The organism is Pantoea trifolii (genome assembly GCF_024506435.1).
Classification (GTDB): Bacteria; Pseudomonadota; Gammaproteobacteria; order Enterobacterales; family Enterobacteriaceae; genus Pantoea; species Pantoea trifolii.
The window spans coordinates 1,670,810-1,689,768 of the sequence record NZ_JANIET010000001.1 but is presented as its reverse complement, the minus strand read 5'-3'; the positions used below and the strand labels follow the sequence as shown (position 1 = coordinate 1,689,768).

Annotated in this window: 16 protein-coding genes; 7 read left to right on the top strand and 9 right to left on the bottom strand. The window is 56.7% G+C overall.

Annotation, left to right across the window (positions count from 1 at the left end; all coding sequences use genetic code 11):
• Positions 1-30 precede the first annotated feature (30 nt).
• Positions 31-1,152: a ribosomal protein uL16 3-hydroxylase gene (locus NQH49_RS07830; protein ID WP_008103010.1), complete on the top strand. Its 1,122-nt coding sequence runs from the start codon at positions 31-33 to the stop codon at positions 1,150-1,152.
• Between the two features lie 210 nt (positions 1,153-1,362).
• Here the strand turns inward: NQH49_RS07830 and pepT are convergent, their stop codons facing one another.
• On the bottom strand, positions 1,363-2,592 hold the full coding sequence (gene pepT, locus NQH49_RS07825; protein ID WP_256696216.1) for a peptidase T: 1,230 nt from the start codon (positions 2,590-2,592) through the stop codon (positions 1,363-1,365).
• Positions 2,593-2,891: 299 nt separating this feature from the next.
• Between pepT and potA the strand changes: the two genes are divergently transcribed.
• The 4 genes from potA to potD are packed head-to-tail and all read left to right on the top strand — an operon-like array spanning position 2,892 to position 6,672.
• Complete coding sequence (potA, locus tag NQH49_RS07820) at positions 2,892-4,004, top strand: spermidine/putrescine ABC transporter ATP-binding protein PotA (RefSeq protein ID WP_256696215.1); 1,113 nt, start codon at positions 2,892-2,894, stop codon at positions 4,002-4,004.
• Positions 3,988-4,848 carry a spermidine/putrescine ABC transporter permease PotB gene (potB, locus tag NQH49_RS07815; RefSeq protein WP_256696214.1) on the top strand — a complete coding sequence of 287 codons (861 nt, stop codon included), beginning with the start codon at positions 3,988-3,990 and terminating at the stop codon, positions 4,846-4,848. The genes potA and potB overlap by 17 nt, the downstream gene beginning before the upstream one ends.
• Positions 4,845-5,618 carry a spermidine/putrescine ABC transporter permease PotC gene (gene potC / locus NQH49_RS07810; RefSeq protein WP_154152656.1) on the top strand — a complete coding sequence of 258 codons (774 nt, stop codon included), beginning with the start codon at positions 4,845-4,847 and terminating at the stop codon, positions 5,616-5,618. The genes potB and potC overlap by 4 nt, the downstream gene beginning before the upstream one ends.
• Before the next feature lie 10 nt (positions 5,619-5,628).
• On the top strand, positions 5,629-6,672 hold the full coding sequence (gene potD, locus NQH49_RS07805) for a spermidine/putrescine ABC transporter substrate-binding protein PotD (RefSeq protein WP_256696213.1): 1,044 nt from the start codon (positions 5,629-5,631) through the stop codon (positions 6,670-6,672).
• A gap of 110 nt (positions 6,673-6,782) precedes the next feature.
• On the opposite strand, the gene cobB is transcribed toward potD, so the two are convergent.
• The 4 genes from cobB to lolC form a co-directional block, all read right to left on the bottom strand.
• Complete coding sequence (cobB, locus tag NQH49_RS07800; RefSeq protein ID WP_008103022.1) at positions 6,783-7,616, bottom strand: Sir2 family NAD+-dependent deacetylase; 834 nt, start codon at positions 7,614-7,616, stop codon at positions 6,783-6,785.
• 97 nt (positions 7,617-7,713) lie between these two features.
• Positions 7,714-8,958: a lipoprotein-releasing ABC transporter permease subunit LolE gene (gene lolE, locus NQH49_RS07795; RefSeq protein WP_008103023.1), complete on the bottom strand. Its 1,245-nt coding sequence runs from the start codon at positions 8,956-8,958 to the stop codon at positions 7,714-7,716.
• A complete protein-coding gene (gene lolD / locus NQH49_RS07790) occupies positions 8,958-9,659 on the bottom strand; it encodes a lipoprotein-releasing ABC transporter ATP-binding protein LolD (protein WP_008103026.1) in 702 nt (233 codons plus the stop codon). The genes lolE and lolD overlap by 1 nt, the downstream gene beginning before the upstream one ends.
• Entirely contained in the window at positions 9,652-10,851 is a 1,200-nt protein-coding gene (gene lolC, locus NQH49_RS07785; RefSeq protein ID WP_256696212.1) for a lipoprotein-releasing ABC transporter permease subunit LolC, read from the bottom strand. The genes lolD and lolC overlap by 8 nt, the downstream gene beginning before the upstream one ends.
• A gap of 228 nt (positions 10,852-11,079) precedes the next feature.
• Here lolC and NQH49_RS07780 point away from each other — a divergent pair, with 228 nt between their 5' ends.
• A complete protein-coding gene (locus tag NQH49_RS07780; RefSeq protein ID WP_064740896.1) occupies positions 11,080-11,289 on the top strand; it encodes a hypothetical protein in 210 nt (69 codons plus the stop codon).
• Between the two features lie 126 nt (positions 11,290-11,415).
• Positions 11,416-14,859 (top strand): transcription-repair coupling factor, encoded by a 3,444-nt coding sequence (mfd, locus tag NQH49_RS07775; protein WP_256696211.1) that lies wholly within the window; start codon positions 11,416-11,418, stop codon positions 14,857-14,859.
• 117 nt (positions 14,860-14,976) lie between these two features.
• Here the strand turns inward: mfd and NQH49_RS07770 are convergent, their stop codons facing one another.
• The 4 genes from NQH49_RS07770 to nagZ all read right to left on the bottom strand — a co-directional run bounded on the left by NQH49_RS07770 (position 14,977) and on the right by nagZ (position 18,958).
• Positions 14,977-15,519 (bottom strand): glycine zipper 2TM domain-containing protein, encoded by a 543-nt coding sequence (locus NQH49_RS07770; protein ID WP_097097555.1) that lies wholly within the window; start codon positions 15,517-15,519, stop codon positions 14,977-14,979.
• 297 nt (positions 15,520-15,816) lie between these two features.
• Entirely contained in the window at positions 15,817-17,121 is a 1,305-nt protein-coding gene (locus NQH49_RS07765) for an NAD(P)/FAD-dependent oxidoreductase (RefSeq protein WP_085982346.1), read from the bottom strand.
• 212 nt (positions 17,122-17,333) lie between these two features.
• On the bottom strand, positions 17,334-17,876 hold the full coding sequence (gene ycfP / locus NQH49_RS07760) for an alpha/beta hydrolase YcfP (RefSeq protein WP_256696210.1): 543 nt from the start codon (positions 17,874-17,876) through the stop codon (positions 17,334-17,336).
• A gap of 38 nt (positions 17,877-17,914) precedes the next feature.
• On the bottom strand, positions 17,915-18,958 hold the full coding sequence (gene nagZ, locus NQH49_RS07755) for a beta-N-acetylhexosaminidase (protein ID WP_256696209.1): 1,044 nt from the start codon (positions 18,956-18,958) through the stop codon (positions 17,915-17,917).
• Between the last annotated feature and the right edge of the window lies 1 nt (position 18,959).

The window sequence follows — 18,959 nt, the reverse complement described above, 5'->3', positions numbered from 1 at the left end:
ATCATTCTTTGCAGCAAACGGACTCACCCTATGGACTATCAGCTCGATATCAACTGGCCCGACTTTATTCAGCGCTACTGGCAGAAACGCCCGGTGGTGCTTAAACGTGGATTTAAAAACTTCGTCGATCCTATTTCTCCTGACGAACTGGCTGGTCTGGCAATGGAAAATGAGGTGGATAGCCGCCTTGTCAGCCATAACGAAGGTAAATGGCAAGTCAGCCACGGGCCGTTTGAGAGCTACGATCATCTCGGTGAGAGCAACTGGTCGCTGCTGGTGCAGGCGGTCAACCATTGGCATGAACCTTCTGCCGCGCTGATGCGCCCGTTCCGTTTCCTGCCCGACTGGCGCGTTGACGATCTGATGATCTCTTTTGCCGTGCCAGGCGGCGGCGTGGGCCCGCATTTCGATCAGTACGATGTGTTTATCATTCAGGGCACCGGCCGTCGTCGCTGGCGCGTGGGTGAAAAGGTGCCGTTGAAACAGCACTGCCCGCATCCGGATCTGCTGCAGGTTGAGCCGTTCGACGCCATCATCGATGAAGAGATGGAGCCCGGCGATATTCTCTATATTCCGCCTGGATTCCCGCATGAAGGCTATTCGCTGGAAAACGCCATCAACTATTCGGTCGGCTTCCGCGCACCGAACGGTCGCGAGCTGATCAGCGGTTTTGCCGATCACATGCTGGCCAACGAATTGGGCAGCTATCGCTACAGCGATCCTGATGTGCCATCGCGTGAATGCCCATCGCAGATCCTGCCATCAGAACTGGAAGGCATCCGCAAAGTGATGATGGATGTGATCAACCAGCCAGAGCAGTTTAATCAGTGGTTTGGCGAGTTTATTTCTCAGTCACGTCATGAGCTGGACGTCGCGCCGCCGGAGCCGCCGTATCAACCTGATGAGATTTACGATGCACTGCAGCAAGGCGATGCGCTGACGCGTCTCGGCGGTCTGCGTGTATTGACCATCGGAGATGTGGTGTTTGTGAACGGGGAATCGATCACCAGCAGCCATCCGCATGTGCTGGCGGCATTGGCACACAATCACGTGCTGACGCTGGAAGATTTCGGCGATGCGCTGGACGACCCTTCACTGCTGGCGCAGCTGGCGGCGTTGGTAAATAGCGGATATTGGTTCTTCGGCGAGTAAGTTTCAGTCTGTCTCGGGGTTTCTAAAACTCGGACGGTGCTCGGTGGGTGCTCGGTGGGTGCTGGCTGTCCCCCTCCTCGGTCCTCCCCCATAAATGGGGGAGGAAGATGCTGCCATATGTTCGTTCTGAAGCTACATGTGGCAGCGTCTCCTTCCCCCATTTATGGGGGAAGGCCGGGATGGGGGACAACCCGCACTATGCAATCACCATCACCCCTTCTTCTGCCCCGCCAGCTCAGCCAAACGCACAATCACATCTACCGACTGCGCCATCACATTAAGAGAGGCGAACTCGTGCTTGCCGTGATAGTTGTAGCCGCCGGTGAACAGGTTCGGGCACGGCAATCCTTTCCACGACAGCGCAGAGCCGTCGGTGCCGCCGCGAATCGGTTTGACGTTCGGTTCAATGCCACAATCGCGCATCGCCTGTAGCGCTAACTCAATAATGTGCGGATGCGGTTCAACCTTCTCGCGCATGTTGCGATAGCTATCGCTGATCTCCACCTTCACCGAACACTCGCTCTGCAGCCCTTTGCTAACGCGCTGGCCAATCTCTTCCAGCAGTTGTTTACGCTGTTCATAGCTGTCGGCATCAAAATCACGGATTAGATACATTAGCTCGGCATGTTCAACCGTGCCTTTGATGATGTGCAGATGGAAGAAGCCCTCGTAGCCGTCGGTATACTGCGGCTTCTCTTTGGCCGGCAATTCCGCGTGGAAGCGCATCGCCAGATCCAGCGCATTGACCATCACATTTTTGGCGCTGCCCGGATGCACGTTGTTACCGGTGATTTTGACCATCGCGGTGGCGGCATTGAAGTTCTCGAACTCAAACTCGCCGAGATCGCTGCCATCCACGGTATAGGCCCAATCGGCGGCAAAGCCTTCGACGTCGAAGTGCGATGCACCGCGACCAATCTCTTCATCCGGCGTGAAGGCCACGCGAATCGCGCCGTGCGGCGTATCACTTTTTGCCAGACGCGCCATCGCGGTCATGATCTCGGCGATACCGGCTTTATCATCCGCGCCGAGCAGGGTTTTGCCATCGGTGGTGATCAGCGTATGGCCAATCAACTTATGCAAAATCGGGAACATCACCGGTGACAAAACTTCATCACCGTTACCCAGCGCGATATCACCACCGCGGTAGTTTTCAATAATCTGCGGATTGACGTTTTTGGCAGTGAAATCCGGTGAGGTATCCATATGCGAAATAAAGCCGATCACCGGCGTGGCCCAATCGACGTTAGCCGGTAAAGTGCCCATCACACAGCAATGATCGCTCAGCGAAACATCAACAAAGCCCAGCGCAATGAGTTCTTCCTGTAATTGACGCGCCAGCGTCCACTGCCCTTCGCTGCTTGGCACCTGACGTGCCTGAGGTTTTGACTGAGTTTCTACTGCGACATAACTGAGAAAACGCTCAAGTAATTGATCCATCTGTCATCCCTCTAAAGAACCTGCGTCATTATCATGGTGGCCTGATGGCACCATGTTGCGTCAAATCATTATCCTTCAGGTTAGCTCTCTCAACGTGAATTGCGCTGAAAATTCGCTCACGCTCACCTGTCCGACTTTTCCGTTATGCATACTCCGGCATTTTTCAGCGTTTTCAAGGTAAATCCGTGGCAAAACATGGCATTGACACATTTTTGCGGTATCATCGCGCCCTTCATCACAGCAAGCGGCCACCAGCGGCTATGCTGTAACCTGATTCACCATCAGACTGAGTGACTAAAATGACGCAAACACGCGCGCCTGCGCTGGTTACGCTTTCTGGCATCAGTAAAGCTTTCGATGGCAAAACCATCATCTCTGACTTTGACCTGACCATCCGTCACGGCGAGTTCATCACGCTGCTTGGCCCTTCCGGCTGCGGAAAAACCACCATATTGCGGCTGATTGCCGGGCTGGAAGAGGCCGATCGCGGTCACATCATTCTTGATGATAATGACATCACCGACCTGCCCGCCGAGCATCGCCACATCAACACCGTGTTTCAAAGCTACGCGCTGTTCCCACACATGTCGGTGTTTGAGAACGTCGCCTTTGGCCTGCGCATGCAGAAAACCCCGGTGGCCGAGATCACCACGCGCGTTAACGATGCGCTGGCGATGGTGCAGCTGGAGAGTTTTGCCGATCGCCGTCCGCATCAGCTTTCGGGCGGTCAGCAACAGCGCGTGGCGATTGCGCGCGCGGTGGTCAATCGTCCGAAAGTGTTGCTGCTGGATGAGTCGCTGTCGGCGCTGGATTACAAGCTGCGTCGCCAGATGCAAAACGAGCTCAAAGCGCTGCAGCGTAAGCTCGGCATCACCTTTGTCTTCGTCACCCACGATCAGGAAGAAGCGCTGACTATGTCCGATCGTATCGTGGTGATGCGCGATGGTCGTATCGAACAGGACGGCACGCCGCGCGAGATTTACGAAGAGCCCGCCAACCTGTTTGTGGCGCGCTTTATCGGCGAGATAAACGTGTTCGATGCCGAGGTGCTGAGCAGCGAGCATGCGCCCACTATCCGCGCGCGGGTGGAAGGGCGTGAATGTGAGCTGCAGTGTGATTTCCCGGTCAGCGCGGGCGATAAGCTGCATGTGCTGCTGCGCCCGGAAGATCTGCGCGTCGAGGAGATCGATCACGACAGCCGCAGCGACAACCTGATCGGCTACGTGCGCGAGCGCAACTATAAAGGCATGACGCTGGAATCCACCGTTGAGCTGGAGAACGGCAAGCTGCTGACGGTGAGCGAGTTCTTCAACGAAGACGATCCCGATTTTGATCACTCACTGAACCAGAAAATGGCGGTCAGCTGGGTGCCAAACTGGGAGGTGGTGCTGCCGTATGAAGTTGATGCGTAACCGCCTGCAGAAAGTGATTGTCGCGCTGATCGTCAGCTGGCTGACGCTGTTTGTGCTGCTGCCCAACCTGATGATCTTCGCCACCAGCTTCCTGACGCGCGACGATGCGCATTTTGTCAGTATGGCCTTCACCCTCAATAACTACACGCGACTGCTGGATCCACTTTACGCCGACGTGCTGCTGCACTCGCTGAATATGGCGTTTATCGCCACGTTGTGCTGCCTGCTGCTGGGTTATCCGTTTGCCTGGTGTCTGACAAAACTACCGGCGCGCCTGCGTCCGCTGATGCTGTTCCTGCTGATTGTGCCGTTCTGGACCAACTCGCTGATCCGCATCTACGGCCTGAAAATCTTCCTCAGCACGCGCGGCTGGCTAAATGAGTTTTTGCTGTGGCTCGGGGTGATCGATAAACCGTTTCGCATCATGTACACCTCCGAAGCGGTGATTCTGGGACTGATCTACATTCTGCTGCCGTTTATGGTGCTGCCGCTCTACTCCAGCCTGGAAAAACTGGATAAATCCTGCCTCGAAGCGGCGCGCGATCTCGGCGCCAGTAAACTGAAAACCTTCTTACGCATCATTCTGCCGCTCACCATGCCGGGCATTGTCGCCGGTTGCCTGCTGGTGTTTATCCCGGCGATGGGTTTGTTCTTTGTGGCAGATTTGCTGGGCGGCGCGAAAAACCTGTTGATTGGCAACGTGATCAAGAGCCAGTTCCTCAATATCCGCGACTGGCCGTTCGGTGCCGCCACCAGCATTGTGATGACGCTGCTGATGGGATTGATGCTGCTGGCTTACTGGCGTGCAGCGCGTATGCTGAACAGCAAGGCGGAACTGCAATGATGGCGCGCTGGTTACGTGGCGGCTTCATGGCCGTGATTTACGCCTGGTTTTATATCCCGATCATCATTCTGATCGTCAACTCCTTCAACAGTTCACGTTTCGGCATTAACTGGCAGGGTTTCAGCACGCAGTGGTATCGCCTGCTGATGAACAACGACAGCCTGATTCAGGCGGCACAACATTCATTGCTGATGGGCGTGCTCTCCGCCAGCTGCGCCACGATTATCGGCTCGCTGACCGCCGTCGCGCTCTATCGCTATCGCTTCCGGGGTAAACCGTTCGTCAGCGGCATGCTGTTTGTGGTGATGATGTCGCCGGATATCGTGATGGCGATTTCGCTGCTGGTGCTGTTCATGCTGCTGGGCATTTCGCTTGGCTTCTGGTCGCTGCTGTTCTCGCACATCACTTTCTGCCTGCCGTTTGTGGTGATCACCGTCTATTCGCGCCTGAAAGGATTTGATGTGCGCATGCTGGAAGCCGCCAAAGATCTTGGTGCCAGCGAAGTCACCATCCTGCGCAAAATTTTGCTGCCGCTGGCGCTACCGGCGGTCGCAGCGGGTTGGCTGCTCAGTTTTACGCTGTCGATGGACGATGTCGTGGTATCGTCGTTTGTTACCGGCCCGAGCTTCGAAATTTTGCCGTTAAAAATCTATTCGATGGTTAAAGTTGGCGTGTCACCGGAAGTGAACGCGCTGGCGACAATTTTGCTGCTGCTGTCGCTGCTGTTGGTGGCGCTCAGTCAGCTGTTGCTCCGTGATAAAACCAAATAGAGGATAATCGATGAAAAAGTGGTCTCATTGGCTGGCGGCTGGGGCGCTGGCATTGGGCATGCAGAGCGCGCAGGCGGATGCCGGCAAAACGCTCTACTTCTATAACTGGACCGAATACGTGCCGCCGGGACTGCTGGAGCAGTTCACCAAAGAGACCGGCATCAAGGTGATTTACTCCACCTACGAATCCAATGAAAGCATGTATGCCAAGCTGAAGACCTGGAAAGATGGCGCTTACGATTTGGTGGTGCCTTCAACCTACTTCGTCGCCAAGATGCGTAATGAAGGCATGCTGCAAAAGATCGATAAATCCCAGCTCAGCAACTTCAAAAATCTCGATCCTAACCTGCTGAATAAGCCGTTCGATCCTAATAACGATTACTCAATCCCGTATATTTGGGGCGCAACCGCCATTGGCGTCAACACCGACGAGGTGGATGCCAAAAGCATTACCCGCTGGGCCGATTTGTGGAAGCCGGAGTATAAGCAGAGCCTGCTGCTGACCGACGACGCGCGTGAAGTGTTCCAGATGGCGCTGCGCAAGCTGGGTTATTCGGGCAACACCCGCGATCCTAAACAGATCGAAGCTGCTTATGAAGAGTTGAAAAAGCTGATGCCGAACGTGCTGGCGTTTAACTCCGATAATCCGGGCAACCCGTTTATGGAAGGCGAAGTGAACGTTGGCATGATCTGGAACGGTTCCGCCTACGTTGCGCGTCAGGCGGGCACGCCGCTGCAGATTATCTGGCCGCAGGAAGGCGGGATTTTCTGGATGGATAACCTGGCGATTCCCGCCAACGCGAAAAACCGTGAAGGCGCGCTGAAGCTGATTAACTTCCTGCTGCGTCCAGACGTGGCGGCGCAAGTGGCGGAAACCATCGGTTATCCCACGCCAAACCTGGCGGCGAAGAAGCTATTGCCACAGGAAGTGGCCAACGATCCTTCGCTGTATCCTGCTGAGGATGTGATTAAAAACGGCGAGTGGCAGAACGATGTCGGTGAAGCCAGCGTGCAGTATGAGACGCTGTTCCAGAAGCTGAAGGCGGGACGTTAGTCCTCTGCGACTTCCCCCTCACCCTGCCCTCTCCCGCAAGCGGGAGAGGGTTCTATTTCGCCCCTTCTCCCTTTGGGAGAAGGTTGGGATGAGGGAAAGCGCGCACTAAACTACTTATACAACCCACGCAAAAACGTATGCACAAACTCCGGCACCACTTCGCTGGCTAAACCGTAATGACGCTCAGCAAACTCATTGCCAACCTGGCTCGGTTCCAGGTTCAGCTCCACGGTATGCGCGCCCTGCAGTTTTGCCTCGTGGACAAAACCAGCGGCGGGATAAACGTGGCCCGAGGTGCCGATGGCAATAAACAGATTCGCCTGCTCAATCGCCTGATAAATCTCCTCCATCCCCAGCGGCATTTCACCAAACCACACGATGTGCGGGCGCAGCATCGCCGGGAACTGGCAGCAGGTGCAGCGATCGTCCGGGGTTAAATCTTCGGTCCAGTCCAGCACTTGTCCGCTGCTGACGCAGCGCACTTTCAACAGTTCACCGTGCATATGCAGCACGCGCTGGCTGCCGGCGCGTTCGTGCAGGTTATCGATATTCTGCGTCACCAGCAGGAAATTATCGCCCAGCACCTGCTCCAGTTCCGCCAGCGCTTTGTGCGCGGCGTTGGGCTGAATTTCGGGCTGTTGCAGCTGCTGACGACGCGCATTGTAGAACGCCTGCACCAGCGCCGGATTGCGTTGGAAACCTTCCGGCGTGGCGACATCTTCCACGCGGTGCTCTTCCCACAAGCCATCGGCGGCGCGGAACGTGCGAATACCGGACTCGGCGGAGATACCCGCGCCGGTCAGCACCACCACGCGCGGTTGCGGATGCGCGGCCAGTTCAGCTTTGCGATCGCGCTCGAAGATGCGCTGGCGAAAGCGTTGATGCACCTTGCGGCGGTTTTTTTTGTCGCGGGCGAGTCGTAGGCGGCGGCGCGGTATGCGCATAAAAGCTCCTTATCTGCGGCGTTTATCGCCGCGCGTCGGGTATTTTTCGGGCTAATCTGCCCGATAATAGCAGCCGCACGGCGGCTGGGTTTTATCTTTACTGACCGCTGAGCACGCGGGCCGGATCGATACGGCTGGCGCGTCGGGCCGGATACCAGCTGGCAATCAGGCTCAGGACAATCGCGGTGCCCAGCACCGAAATCACATCAATCCAGTGCAGTTCGGACGGCAGGAAATCGATAAAGTAGATATCGCCCGCCAGCAGCTGATGCCCGGTAAGGTGCTCAAACACGCGCATCACTGGCGTGAGATTCAGCGCCACCAGCACGCCGACCACCACGCCGCTGACGCTGCCAAGCAGGCCCGCCAGCAAGCCGTACCAAATAAAGATGGCGCGAATCAAACCATCTTTGGCGCCCAGCGTACGCAGCACCGCGATGTCGCTGCTCTTGTCTTTCACCGCCATCACCAGCGTCGAAACGATGTTGAAGCAAGCCACGCCAATCACCAGCACCATGGCTAAATACATAATGGCGCGAATCATCTGGATGTCACGGTACATGTAGCCGTAAGTGCCAATCCAGCTCTTGATATAGACGTAAGAGTGCGTCACTTCACCGGCGTCTCGTACCAGCTTCTGCGCCTGGAACGGGTCATTCATCTTCAGCGCAATACCGCTGACGCTGTCGCCCATATCCAGATACTTCTGCGCATCGGCCAGCGGCACCAGCGCCAGGCTGTGATCGAGCATGCCGCTCAGTTGCAGCACGCCACTAACCTGCAGACGAATGCGTTTCGGCTGCAGCAGCTTATTCTCGCCATCATTATTCGGGATCATAATGGTGATCCAGTCGCCCTGTTTCACGTTGAGCGATTTGGCGATGCCGCCACCCAGAATGATTTGCTGTTTGCCCGCCGCGAACTGTGACCACGCATCACCGGCAACAAAGCTCGGCAAGGCGCTAAGACGCGCTTCCTGCTGCGGATCGACGCCTTTCACCTGCAGCGCTTGCAGCTTCGCGCCGCTCTCAATCAGCCCGGTGAAGTTGATGTAGGGCGCGGCGGCGGCAATGCCAGCAACCTGCTCAATCGGCGCGATCATCGGTTGCCAGTTGCGGAACGGCTGATTCACCGGCTCGATTTCACCGTGCGGAACCACCGCCAGAATGCGGTTGTTCAGCTCACGCTCAAAGCCGTTCATGGCGCTCAGGCCGATGATCAGCACCGCCACGCCCAGCGCGATGCCGATGGTGGAGATGATGGAGATCAGCGAGACCATGCCACCACGCCGCCGACCGCGGCTAAAACGCAGCCCGAGCAGCAGGGATAATGACGAAGCCATCAGATCACTCCCAGCGTCAGTTGGTCGCTCAGCTCACCGTCGCGCATCTCCATCTGCCGGCTCAGGCGTTTCGCCAGCTGCAGATCGTGCGTCACCACCAGAAAAGCGGTGCCCTGCTTGACGTTCAACTCGCCAAGCAATTCAAAAATCGCGTCGGCGTTGCGCGCATCGAGGTTACCGGTGGGTTCATCCGCCATCACCAGGCGCGGACGATTCACCAGCGCGCGCGCAATCGCCACACGCTGACGTTCACCGCCCGACAGCTCAGAAGGCCGATGCGCAGCACGTTTTTCCAGCCCTACCGCCGCCAGCATTTCACGCGCGCGTGATTCCGCTTCCGCTTTGCCGATTTTGCCAATCAGCAGCGGCATCGCTACGTTCTCCAGCGCGCTAAAGTCCGGTAGCAAGTGGTGGAACTGATAGATGAAGCCGAGCTCGCGGTTACGCAGCTCGGCTTTCGCGGCGGACGACATCGCATTCAGCGATTTACCATCAAAAATCACATCGCCCGACGTAGGTGCATCCAGGCCGCCGAGCAGATGCAGCAAGGTACTTTTACCCGAACCGGAGCTGCCGACAATCGCCGTCAGTTCACCCGGCTGCAGGCTGAAAGCCACATTGCGCAGCACATCGGTCTGCACGCTGCCTTCCTGATAGCGTTTGCACAGGTCACGACACTGCAACAAAGGAGTATTACTCATAACGTAAAGCCTCAGCGGGTTGGACGGCGGCAGCGCGCCACGACGGATAAAGAGTAGAGAGCAGCGCGACGGCCATCGAGACCAGCGCGATGGTGATTACCTGCAACACGTTGATGTCGACCGGCAGCGCCGCGCCATCGAGGAACAGGCCAATTACCGGCATCAAATTATTCAGTTGGCTGGCCAGCAGCACGCCAAGCACGGTGCCCAGCAGCGCGCCAATAATGCCGGCGCTGGCGCCCTGCACCATAAATACCGCGACAATCTGGCGGCGGGTCAAACCCAGCGTTTGCAGGATCGCCACTTCGCCCTGCTTCTCCATGATCAGCAGGCCGAGCGAGGTAATGATATTGAAGGCTGCCACCGCGATGATCAGGCTCAGCAGCAGCCCCATCATGTTTTTCTCCATGCGCACCGCCTGGAACAGATCGCCTTTGCGTTCGCGCCAGTCTTTCCACGCCAGGCCATCCGGCAGTTTCTGCTGGCTGAGCGCATCAACGCTTAACGGTTTATCCAGCCACAAACGCCAGCCGGTGATGTTACCGAGCGGATAGCGCATCACGCGTGATGCATCTTGCTGATTAACCAGAATCTGATAGCCATCCACTTCGCTGTTGGCGGCATACGTGCCAGCCACGGTGAAAATACGCTGGCTCGGCAAGCGCCCCACTGGCGTGAACTGGCTGACCGACGGCACCATCAAACGCAGCTGATCGCCGCGCTTCACGCCCAGCTGTGCAGCCAGCTGTTCACCGAGGATGACGTTGTACTGGCCCGCTTGCAGCACGCTTTGTTGAGTGTTGACGAGGAATGGCGTCAGCGGATCCTGTTCGTCGGGATTGATGCCGAGCATCACGCCGACCGAAACGTTACGCGCGCTTTGCAGCACCACATCGGCGGTAGTGAGCGGAGCGATGCGCTTAACGCCTTGCAGCTTGAGATCCTCGGCTGGCAATTCTTTCGGATTGATGCTGCCCTTGTCGCTGGTGACCAGCGCCTGCGGCATCAGGCCGAGGATATTGCCTTCCAGCTCGCGCTCGAAGCCGTTCATCACCGATAACACGGTGACCAGCGCCAGCACGCCGAGCGTGATGCCGATAGTTGAGAGCCAGGAGACGAAGCGACCAAAGCGGTCTGAGGCACGTCCACGCATGTAGCGCAAACCGATGAATAACGCGACTGGTTGATACATGAGATCCGTCTTGGCAGTTGCCTAAAATAAGTAGTGGGATGATAAAGGAGGCGTCCCCTTTATGAAACCTCTAACCCTCTGAGTCTGCGGCAAAGTTGTGTCAAAAACCGTACCAGCCACTGCTTATGCATAAAATTGCGACAAATTAATGATGTTATTTGTACGTTTATTCGTCATCGGCTGGCGTAGACTTAAAGGTGAATTACCGTAGGCGACGAGGAGTACACCATGTTCAAATTCCCTAAGAACAGTATCGTGAAGCATAAATCGGGAGAGATCAGAGGCGAGATCGTTAACGTTTTTGAACAGGGAGATGCGCCAACCGGCTATTACGTGAAGTGGGACGACGGCAATCACAGCTACCATCTGGAGAAAGAGCTGTCATGGGCCAATGTCGATCGCCCGCGTATGCACTACACACAGCAATCGAGTAAGTGATTCGTGGGGGTTTTGTAGAGTCGTCATTATGAAGACCTGGCAGAAACTCCGAAACGACAGATGATCCTCAGGGCGGATTATGGAATGATGACGCCCTGTAATCCAAGGAGAGAATGTCGAGATCCCATGTCGGAACAGAGTCGTTATACCCTGCCAGTCAAAGCCGGCGACCATCGCCAGCTCGGCCAGCTCGTCGGCGCCGCGCAAGCGCTTGAGTGTGCCAGCATCACCGAACGCCATAGCGGTCCGGTGTTGATGATTACCCCGGATATGCAATCTGCCTTGCGTCTGCAGGAGGAGATACGCCAGTTCACCGATCTGCCGGTCACTAACCTCGCTGACTGGGAAACGCTGCCCTACGACAGTTTCTCGCCGCATCAGGACATTATCTCTGCTCGCCTCTCCACGCTGTATCAGCTGCCCAACTTAACGCGCGGTATGCTGATTATGCCGGTCAACACGCTGATGCAGCGCGTTTGTCCGCACAGCTTCCTGCACGGCCATGCGCTGGTGATGCAGCAAGGGCAAAAGCTGTCGCGCGATGCGCTGCGCGATCAGCTGGAGCAGGCTGGTTATCGCCATGTCGATCAGGTGATGGAGCACGGCGAATACGCCACGCGTGGTGCGCTGCTCGATTTGTTCCCGATGGGCAGTGATCAACCCTATCGCATTGACTTCTTTGATGACGAGATCGACAGCCTGCGCCTGTTTGATGTCGATACTCAGCGCACGCTGGAAGCGGTCAACGCCATTAACCTGCTGCCGGCGCATGAATTCCCCACGGATAAAGCCGCCATCGAGCTGTTCCGCAGCCGCTGGCGCGAAACCTTTGACGTACGACGCGAGCCGGAGCACGTCTATCAGCAGGTGAGCAAAGGCACGTTGCCTGCCGGTATCGAATACTGGCAGCCACTGTTCTTTGAGCAAGAATTGCCAACGCTGTTTAGCTATCTGCCTGCCAACACGCTGCTGCTCAACAGCGGCGATTTGCTGGCAAGCGCCGAGCGCTTCTGGCTAGACGCCAACGCGCGCTTTGAGAATCGCCGTATCGATCCGATGCGTCCGTTGCTGGAGCCGGTTACGCTGTGGCTGCGTCCCGACACGTTAATGAGCGAACTGAAAGCCTGGCCGCGCATGCAGCTAAGCAGCGACACGCTGCCGGAGAAAGCGGCAAACACCAATCTGGGGTATCAGCCGCTGCCGGAATTAACCGTGCAGGCGCAGGCCAAAGCGCCACTCGATCTGCTGCGTCAGTTCCTTGAACAATTCAGCGGTCAGGTCATTTTCTCGGTGGAGAGTGAAGGTCGCCGCGAAAGCCTGCAAGAGCTGCTGACGCGCATCAAACTGCGCCCACAGGCCATCGATCACTTTGATCAGGCCGCCAACCAGCCGCATAGCCTGATGATTGGCGCCAGCGAGCGCGGCTTTATCGACACGCAACGCCAGCTGGCGTTGATCTGCGAAAGCGATCTGCTTGGCGAGCGCGTCAGTCGCCGTCGCCAGGATAATCGCCGCACCATCAATCCTGATGTGCTGATCCGCAACCTTGCCGAGCTGCATCCCGGCCAGCCGGTAGTGCATCTGGAGCACGGCGTTGGGCGTTATATCGGCCTGACCACGCTGGAAGCCGGCGGCATCGTGGCTGAATATTTGATGCTCTCCTATGCGGGCGACGCCAAGCTGTATGTGCCGGTTTCGTCGCTGCATCTGATTAGCCGCTATGCCGGCGGCGCCGATGAGAATGCGCCGCTGCATAAACTCGGCAGCGATGCCTGGTCGCGCGCGCGGCAGAAAGCCGCCGAGAAAGTGCGCGACGTAGCGGCCGAGCTGCTGGATATCTACGCTCAGCGCGCGGCCAAAACCGGCTTTGCCTTTAAGCACGATCGCGATCAATATCAGCTGTTCTGCGAAGGCTTCCCGTTTGAAACCACGCCGGATCAAGGCCAAGCGATCAATGCGGTGCTGAGCGACATGTGTCAGCCGCTGGCGATGGATCGTCTGGTGTGCGGTGACGTCGGCTTTGGTAAAACCGAAGTGGCGATGCGCGCCGCGTTCCTCGCGGTTGAGAACGCCAAACAGGTCGCGGTGCTGGTGCCGACCACCTTGCTGGCGCAGCAGCATTACGACAACTTCCGCGATCGCTTCGCTAACTGGCCGGTGCGCATTGAGATGCTATCGCGCTTCCGCACCGCCAAAGAGCAGAGTCAGGTGCTGGAGCAGGCGCGCGAGGGCAAAGTCGATATACTGATTGGCACGCATAAGCTGCTGTCGAACGACCTGAAATGGCACGATCTCGGCCTGCTGATTGTCGATGAAGAGCACCGCTTTGGCGTGCGTCACAAAGAGCGCATCAAGGCGATGCGTGCCGATGTTGATATCCTGACGCTCACTGCCACGCCGATTCCGCGTACCCTGAATATGGCGATGAGCGGCATGCGCGATCTGTCGATTATCGCCACGCCACCGGCACGACGCATGGCGGTGAAAACCTTTGTGCGCGAGTACGACAGCTTGGTAGTGCGCGAGGCGATCCTGCGTGAAGTGCTGCGCGGCGGCCAGGTTTACTATCTCTACAATGACGTCGAAAACATCGAGAAAGCGGCGCAGCGATTGGCCGATCTGGTGCCGGAAGCGCGTATTGCCATTGGTCACGGCCAGATGCGCGAACGCGATCTCGAGCGGGTGATGAATGATTTCCACCATCAGCGCTTTAACGTGCTGGTGTGTACCACCATCATCGAAACCGGTATCGACGTTCCCAGCGCCAACACCATTATCATTGAACGCGCCGACCACTTTGGTCTGGCGCAGCTGCATCAGCTGCGTGGCCGCGTGGGACGTTCGCACCATCAGGCCTATGCGTGGCTGCTGACGCCGCATCCAAAAGCGATGACCACTGATGCGCAGAAGCGTCTGGAAGCTATCGCGTCGCTGGAAGATCTTGGTGCCGGTTTTGCGCTGGCAACCCACGATCTGGAGATTCGCGGCGCGGGTGAACTGCTCGGCGAAGATCAGAGCGGCCAGATGGAAACCATCGGCTTCACGCTGTATATGGAGCTGCTGGAGAATGCGGTCGATGCGCTGAAGGCGGGCCGCGAGCCGTCGCTGGAAGATCTCACCAGCAATCAAACCGAAATCGAACTGCGCATGCCTGCCCTGCTGCCGGATGATTTTATCCCGGACGTGAATACCCGCTTGTCGCTCTACAAGCGCGTCGCCAGCGCGGCGGATGAGCAGGATTTGGCGGAGCTGAAAGTTGAGATGATTGACCGCTTCGGCAAACTGCCGGATGCGGCGCGGAATCTGCTGGATATCGCCGGGCTGCGTTTAGTGGCGCGCCAGTTGGGGATTCGTAAGATTGAAGCCAGCGACAAAGGCGGTTTCTTTGAGTTTGCGCCGCAGAATCAGGTTGATCCGGGCTGGCTGATTGGCCTGCTGCAGAAAGATCCTAAGCAGTGGAAACTGGATGGCCCAACGCGCCTGAAATTCACCCGCGACATGGCGGACCGGAAAATCCGTATGGAATGGGTGCAGGATTTTGTCAGCGAGCTGGCGAAAAATCGGGTTTGATGTTGTGTTTCGGAAGGTCGCCATAAATGGCGACCCTATGGCTGAGATGATGTGTGATACGAAAAAGCGCCTTGCGGCGCTTTTTTGTTACTGCTGCTGTGATGCATCTTTGCCCAATTAGGCCTGATTCGAATTCAGGATTAGCTGACCATTACGGTCCAGCGGAATGCGGGTGCCAGGGTCATTTTCCATGCGGATTTTGCCCTGCTGGTCGCCTATTTTATAGGTCACGTCATAACCCAGCATTTTTTCCTGTTTATCGTATACCGTTTTGCAACGTTGCTCGTTGGTAGTGTAAGTGTCGCGATCCTGCAGCGCACCCTGCACCTGATTACCACCGTAACCACCGGCCAACGCGCCCGCTACCGTTGCCACATCGCGTCCGCGACCACCACCAAACTGATGGCCCAACACACCGCCCGCTACTGCACCCAGCACCGAACCGGCAATGCGATTCTCATCCTGGACCGCACGACGATGGGTCAGCGTCACATTGCGACACTCCTGTCGCGGTTGCTTGATGCTCTCCTTGATCGGCGTCGCCGACAGAACTTGTGCATACTGCGGGCCGCGATCGAAGACATCCATGCTGGCGACTGCGGCAACGCCTAACGCTGCTGCTACGCCGATACCGATACCCGCTAACATTGATTTATTCACAGGAATGTCCTCCTGAAGGTTGTTACCGCGCATTCCTGCCGCTACGAAATCCTGATGTAGCCGAGGCATAACCGGCGTGCGCGCCGCGCCGTGTTTGTTGGTAATAAGTTTTACAGATGGACCGTAATTGCAACATCAGATTAATGGAGGAAACGCAGCGGAAACCCATCAGGGCCAGCTTTTAGGAGAGTTCTGAGAGCAGGTGAAATAGTGCCGTAACCTTAAGCTGAACGTGAAGTTTTCAGCGGGTTACGGCAGCTGACGTGGCGTGGGGCGGCATTCACCGCCCGAAAATCATCAGTGCAGCTTGAGGCGCGGACGCAGTACGCGGTTAAGACTGCCGACCAGCATCATCAGACCGGTCTTGAAGTATCCGTGGAGCGCAATCTGGTGCATACGATATAGAGAGATGTAGACAAAACGCGCAATGCGCCCTTCCACCATCATCGAGCCGCGCATCAGGTTACCCATCAAACTGCCCACGGTGCTGAAGCGCGACAGCGATACCAGCGAGCCGTGATCTTTATAAACATAGGCTTTCAATGGTTTATCTTTACGCTGTGCAAGGATGTTCTCCAGCGCGCGCGATGCCATCTGATGCGCTGACTGCGCGCGCGGCGGCACAAATCCGCCACCCGGCAGCGCGCAGGAGGCGCAATCACCAATGGCGTAGATGTCGTCATCCAGCGTGGTTTGCAGCGTCTCTTTCACCACCAGCTGATTGATGCGGTTGGTTTCCAGTCCGCCAATCTCTTTCAGGAAATCTGGCGCTTTGATACCGGCCGCCCACACCATCAGATCGGCCTCGATGAATTCGCCGCCTTTGGTATTCAAACCGTTTTCGGTGGCGCTGGTGACCATGGTTTGCGTCAACACGCGCACGCCAAGTTTGGTCAGCTCCTGATGCGCCGCCGCCGAGATACGCGGTGGCAGCGCAGGCAGAATGCGTTCACCGGCTTCCACCAGCGTGACGTTCAGCGAGCTGCTATCCAGACCTTTGTAGCCGTAGCTGTGCAGCTGTTTCACCGCGTTATACAACTCAGCAGAGAGTTCCACGCCGGTAGCACCGCCGCCGACAATCGCAATATTCACTTTTTCCAGGCTGCCTTCGCTGGCCGAGAAACGCAGGAACAGGTTGAGCATTTCGTTGTGGAAACGACGCGCCTGATGCGGGTTATCAAGGAAGATGCAGTGATCTTTCACGCCCGGCGTGCCGAAGTCATTTGAGGTGCTGCCAAGCGCAATAACGAGGCGATCGTAGGCCAGCTCACGCTGCGGCACTAACAGTGCGCCTTCCGCATCGCGAATTTCAGCCAGCTCAAGGGTTTTGTTTTCACGGTTGATTTGCGTAAGCGATCCCAGCTGGAACTGGAAGCCGTGATTGCGCGCGTGCGCCAGATAGCTCAGCGCATCAATCCCTTCGTCCATCGAACCGGTTGCCACTTCATGCAGCAGCGGTTTCCACAGATGGCTGTGATTACGATCGACCAGAATGATCTCGGCCTTTTTCTTGCGTCCCAGCTTGTGACCGAGCTGCGTTGCCAGCTCTAAGCCGCCAGCACCACCGCCGATGATAACGATTTTTTCCATAGATGTAGTCAACAAAGACCCCCTCAAAGTTGTAAACCAATAGTTAATTAATGGTTAATAAAAACCTTAATAAACATAGGGTTGGCGACGTTAAATCGCGAGCTGAGGGCAGAATATCACGGCGTCAAAGACATCACATAAGAAAATTGATGTACATCAATCTTTCAGCAGCATTATCAGAATGTTACACATTTTATGCGCCGCGTCACACGGCGCAACAATGGTCAGGCGAGGAGTTTGAAGGCTTTGATGCGTTGTAGATGTGGCGCGATGTTCTTGAATTTGTGGCTGGCTGCGTCATCCCAGATGATTTCATAGAACGGCTGCAGATACGCCGCGCTGCGCTGATTATCCAGCGCTTCATCCTGACGAGACAAAATCGCCAGACACTTTTCGCGGTTCTTCTCGCGGAAATCATTCACGCACTTGGTAGCAATATCGAGATACTCTTCCGGGCGATCGATTTTGCCTTCCATGTTCTCAAATGGGAACAGATTGGGATTAAAGATCACCTGACGCATGCCACACAGGAAGCCAATGCGCTCGGCCCAATAACCGCCCAGCCCAACCCCGCAAATCAGCGGATGCGCATCGTCGCCCTGTTGCAGCAGCTTGTCGCACTCTTTCAGCAGAAACTGCATGTCGTGTTTGGGATGACGGGTGCTGTAGCTGACTAATCTGACGTCCGGGTCAATAAACTGCAGCTGCAGCACCTTTTCATGGTTGCCCGGACTGTTGGAATCAAAACCGTGCAGATAGATGATCATGATTTTCCTCAGCGTGGAATAAATCCGGGCAGCGCGGCTTATCTGCCCGAAGCTTTGTGCGCCAGCCAGCGCTCTTGCAATGCGCTGAGCTGACGCTGATTTTGCCGCCAGCGCTCGCTTGCCAGCAGGCTTTGACGGGTAAAACGCCCTTGATGGTATAACTGCGTCACGCGCTCTGCCCCGATCGGCGTCAAGTTATCCAGTACGCTCACCGCGCCGGCGCGCTGATTGCACACCAGGATCATATCGCAACCGGCATTCAGCGACTGCTGTGCGCGTTCGGCGTAGCTGCCCATCACGGCGGCACCTTCCATCGACAAATCGTCGGAGAAAATCACGCCGTGGAAGCTGAGCTCTTGGCGCAACACGGTTTGCAGCCAGTAGGGTGAACCGCTGGCGGGCAACGGATCCACCTCAGTATAGATAACGTGCGCTGGCATCACCGCATCGAGCAGCTGCTCATTGATCAACTGCTTAAAGATCGCCATGTCATGCTGACGCAGCGTGGCGGCATCGCGGTTGTCGTGCGGCGTCTCTTTGTGCGAATCCGCGCTGACCGCACCGTGACCGGGGAAGTGTTTGCCAGTGGTTTTCATACCCGCTTCATGCATGCCGTTGATAAAATGACGCGCGACTTGCAGTGCGATAGCCGGATCTTCATGGAACGAACGATCGCCAATCGCCGCGCTGATGTGACCAATGTCGAGTACCGGCGCGAAACTGATGTCGATATCCATGGCGATCATTTCCGACGCCATCTGCCAGCCCGCCTGCTGCGCCAGTTCACCGGCACTATTGAGATCGTGCAGCGCGGCGAAGGATTGCATGGCCGGCAACTGCGTGAAGCCGTCGCGGAAACGCTGCACGCGCCCGCCTTCCTGATCCACCGCGACCACCAGACGATGGCGCGACGCGGCGCGAATCTGGCGCACCAGCTCTGCCAGTTGGTCGACATCGTGGAAGTTGCGGGCAAACAGAATCAGTCCGCCTACCAGCGGATGCTGCAGAATCTCGCGTTCTTCGGCGTCCAGCTCATAGCTTTCGACGTCGAGCATCAGCGGTCCAGGCGTGTTCATGGTCATG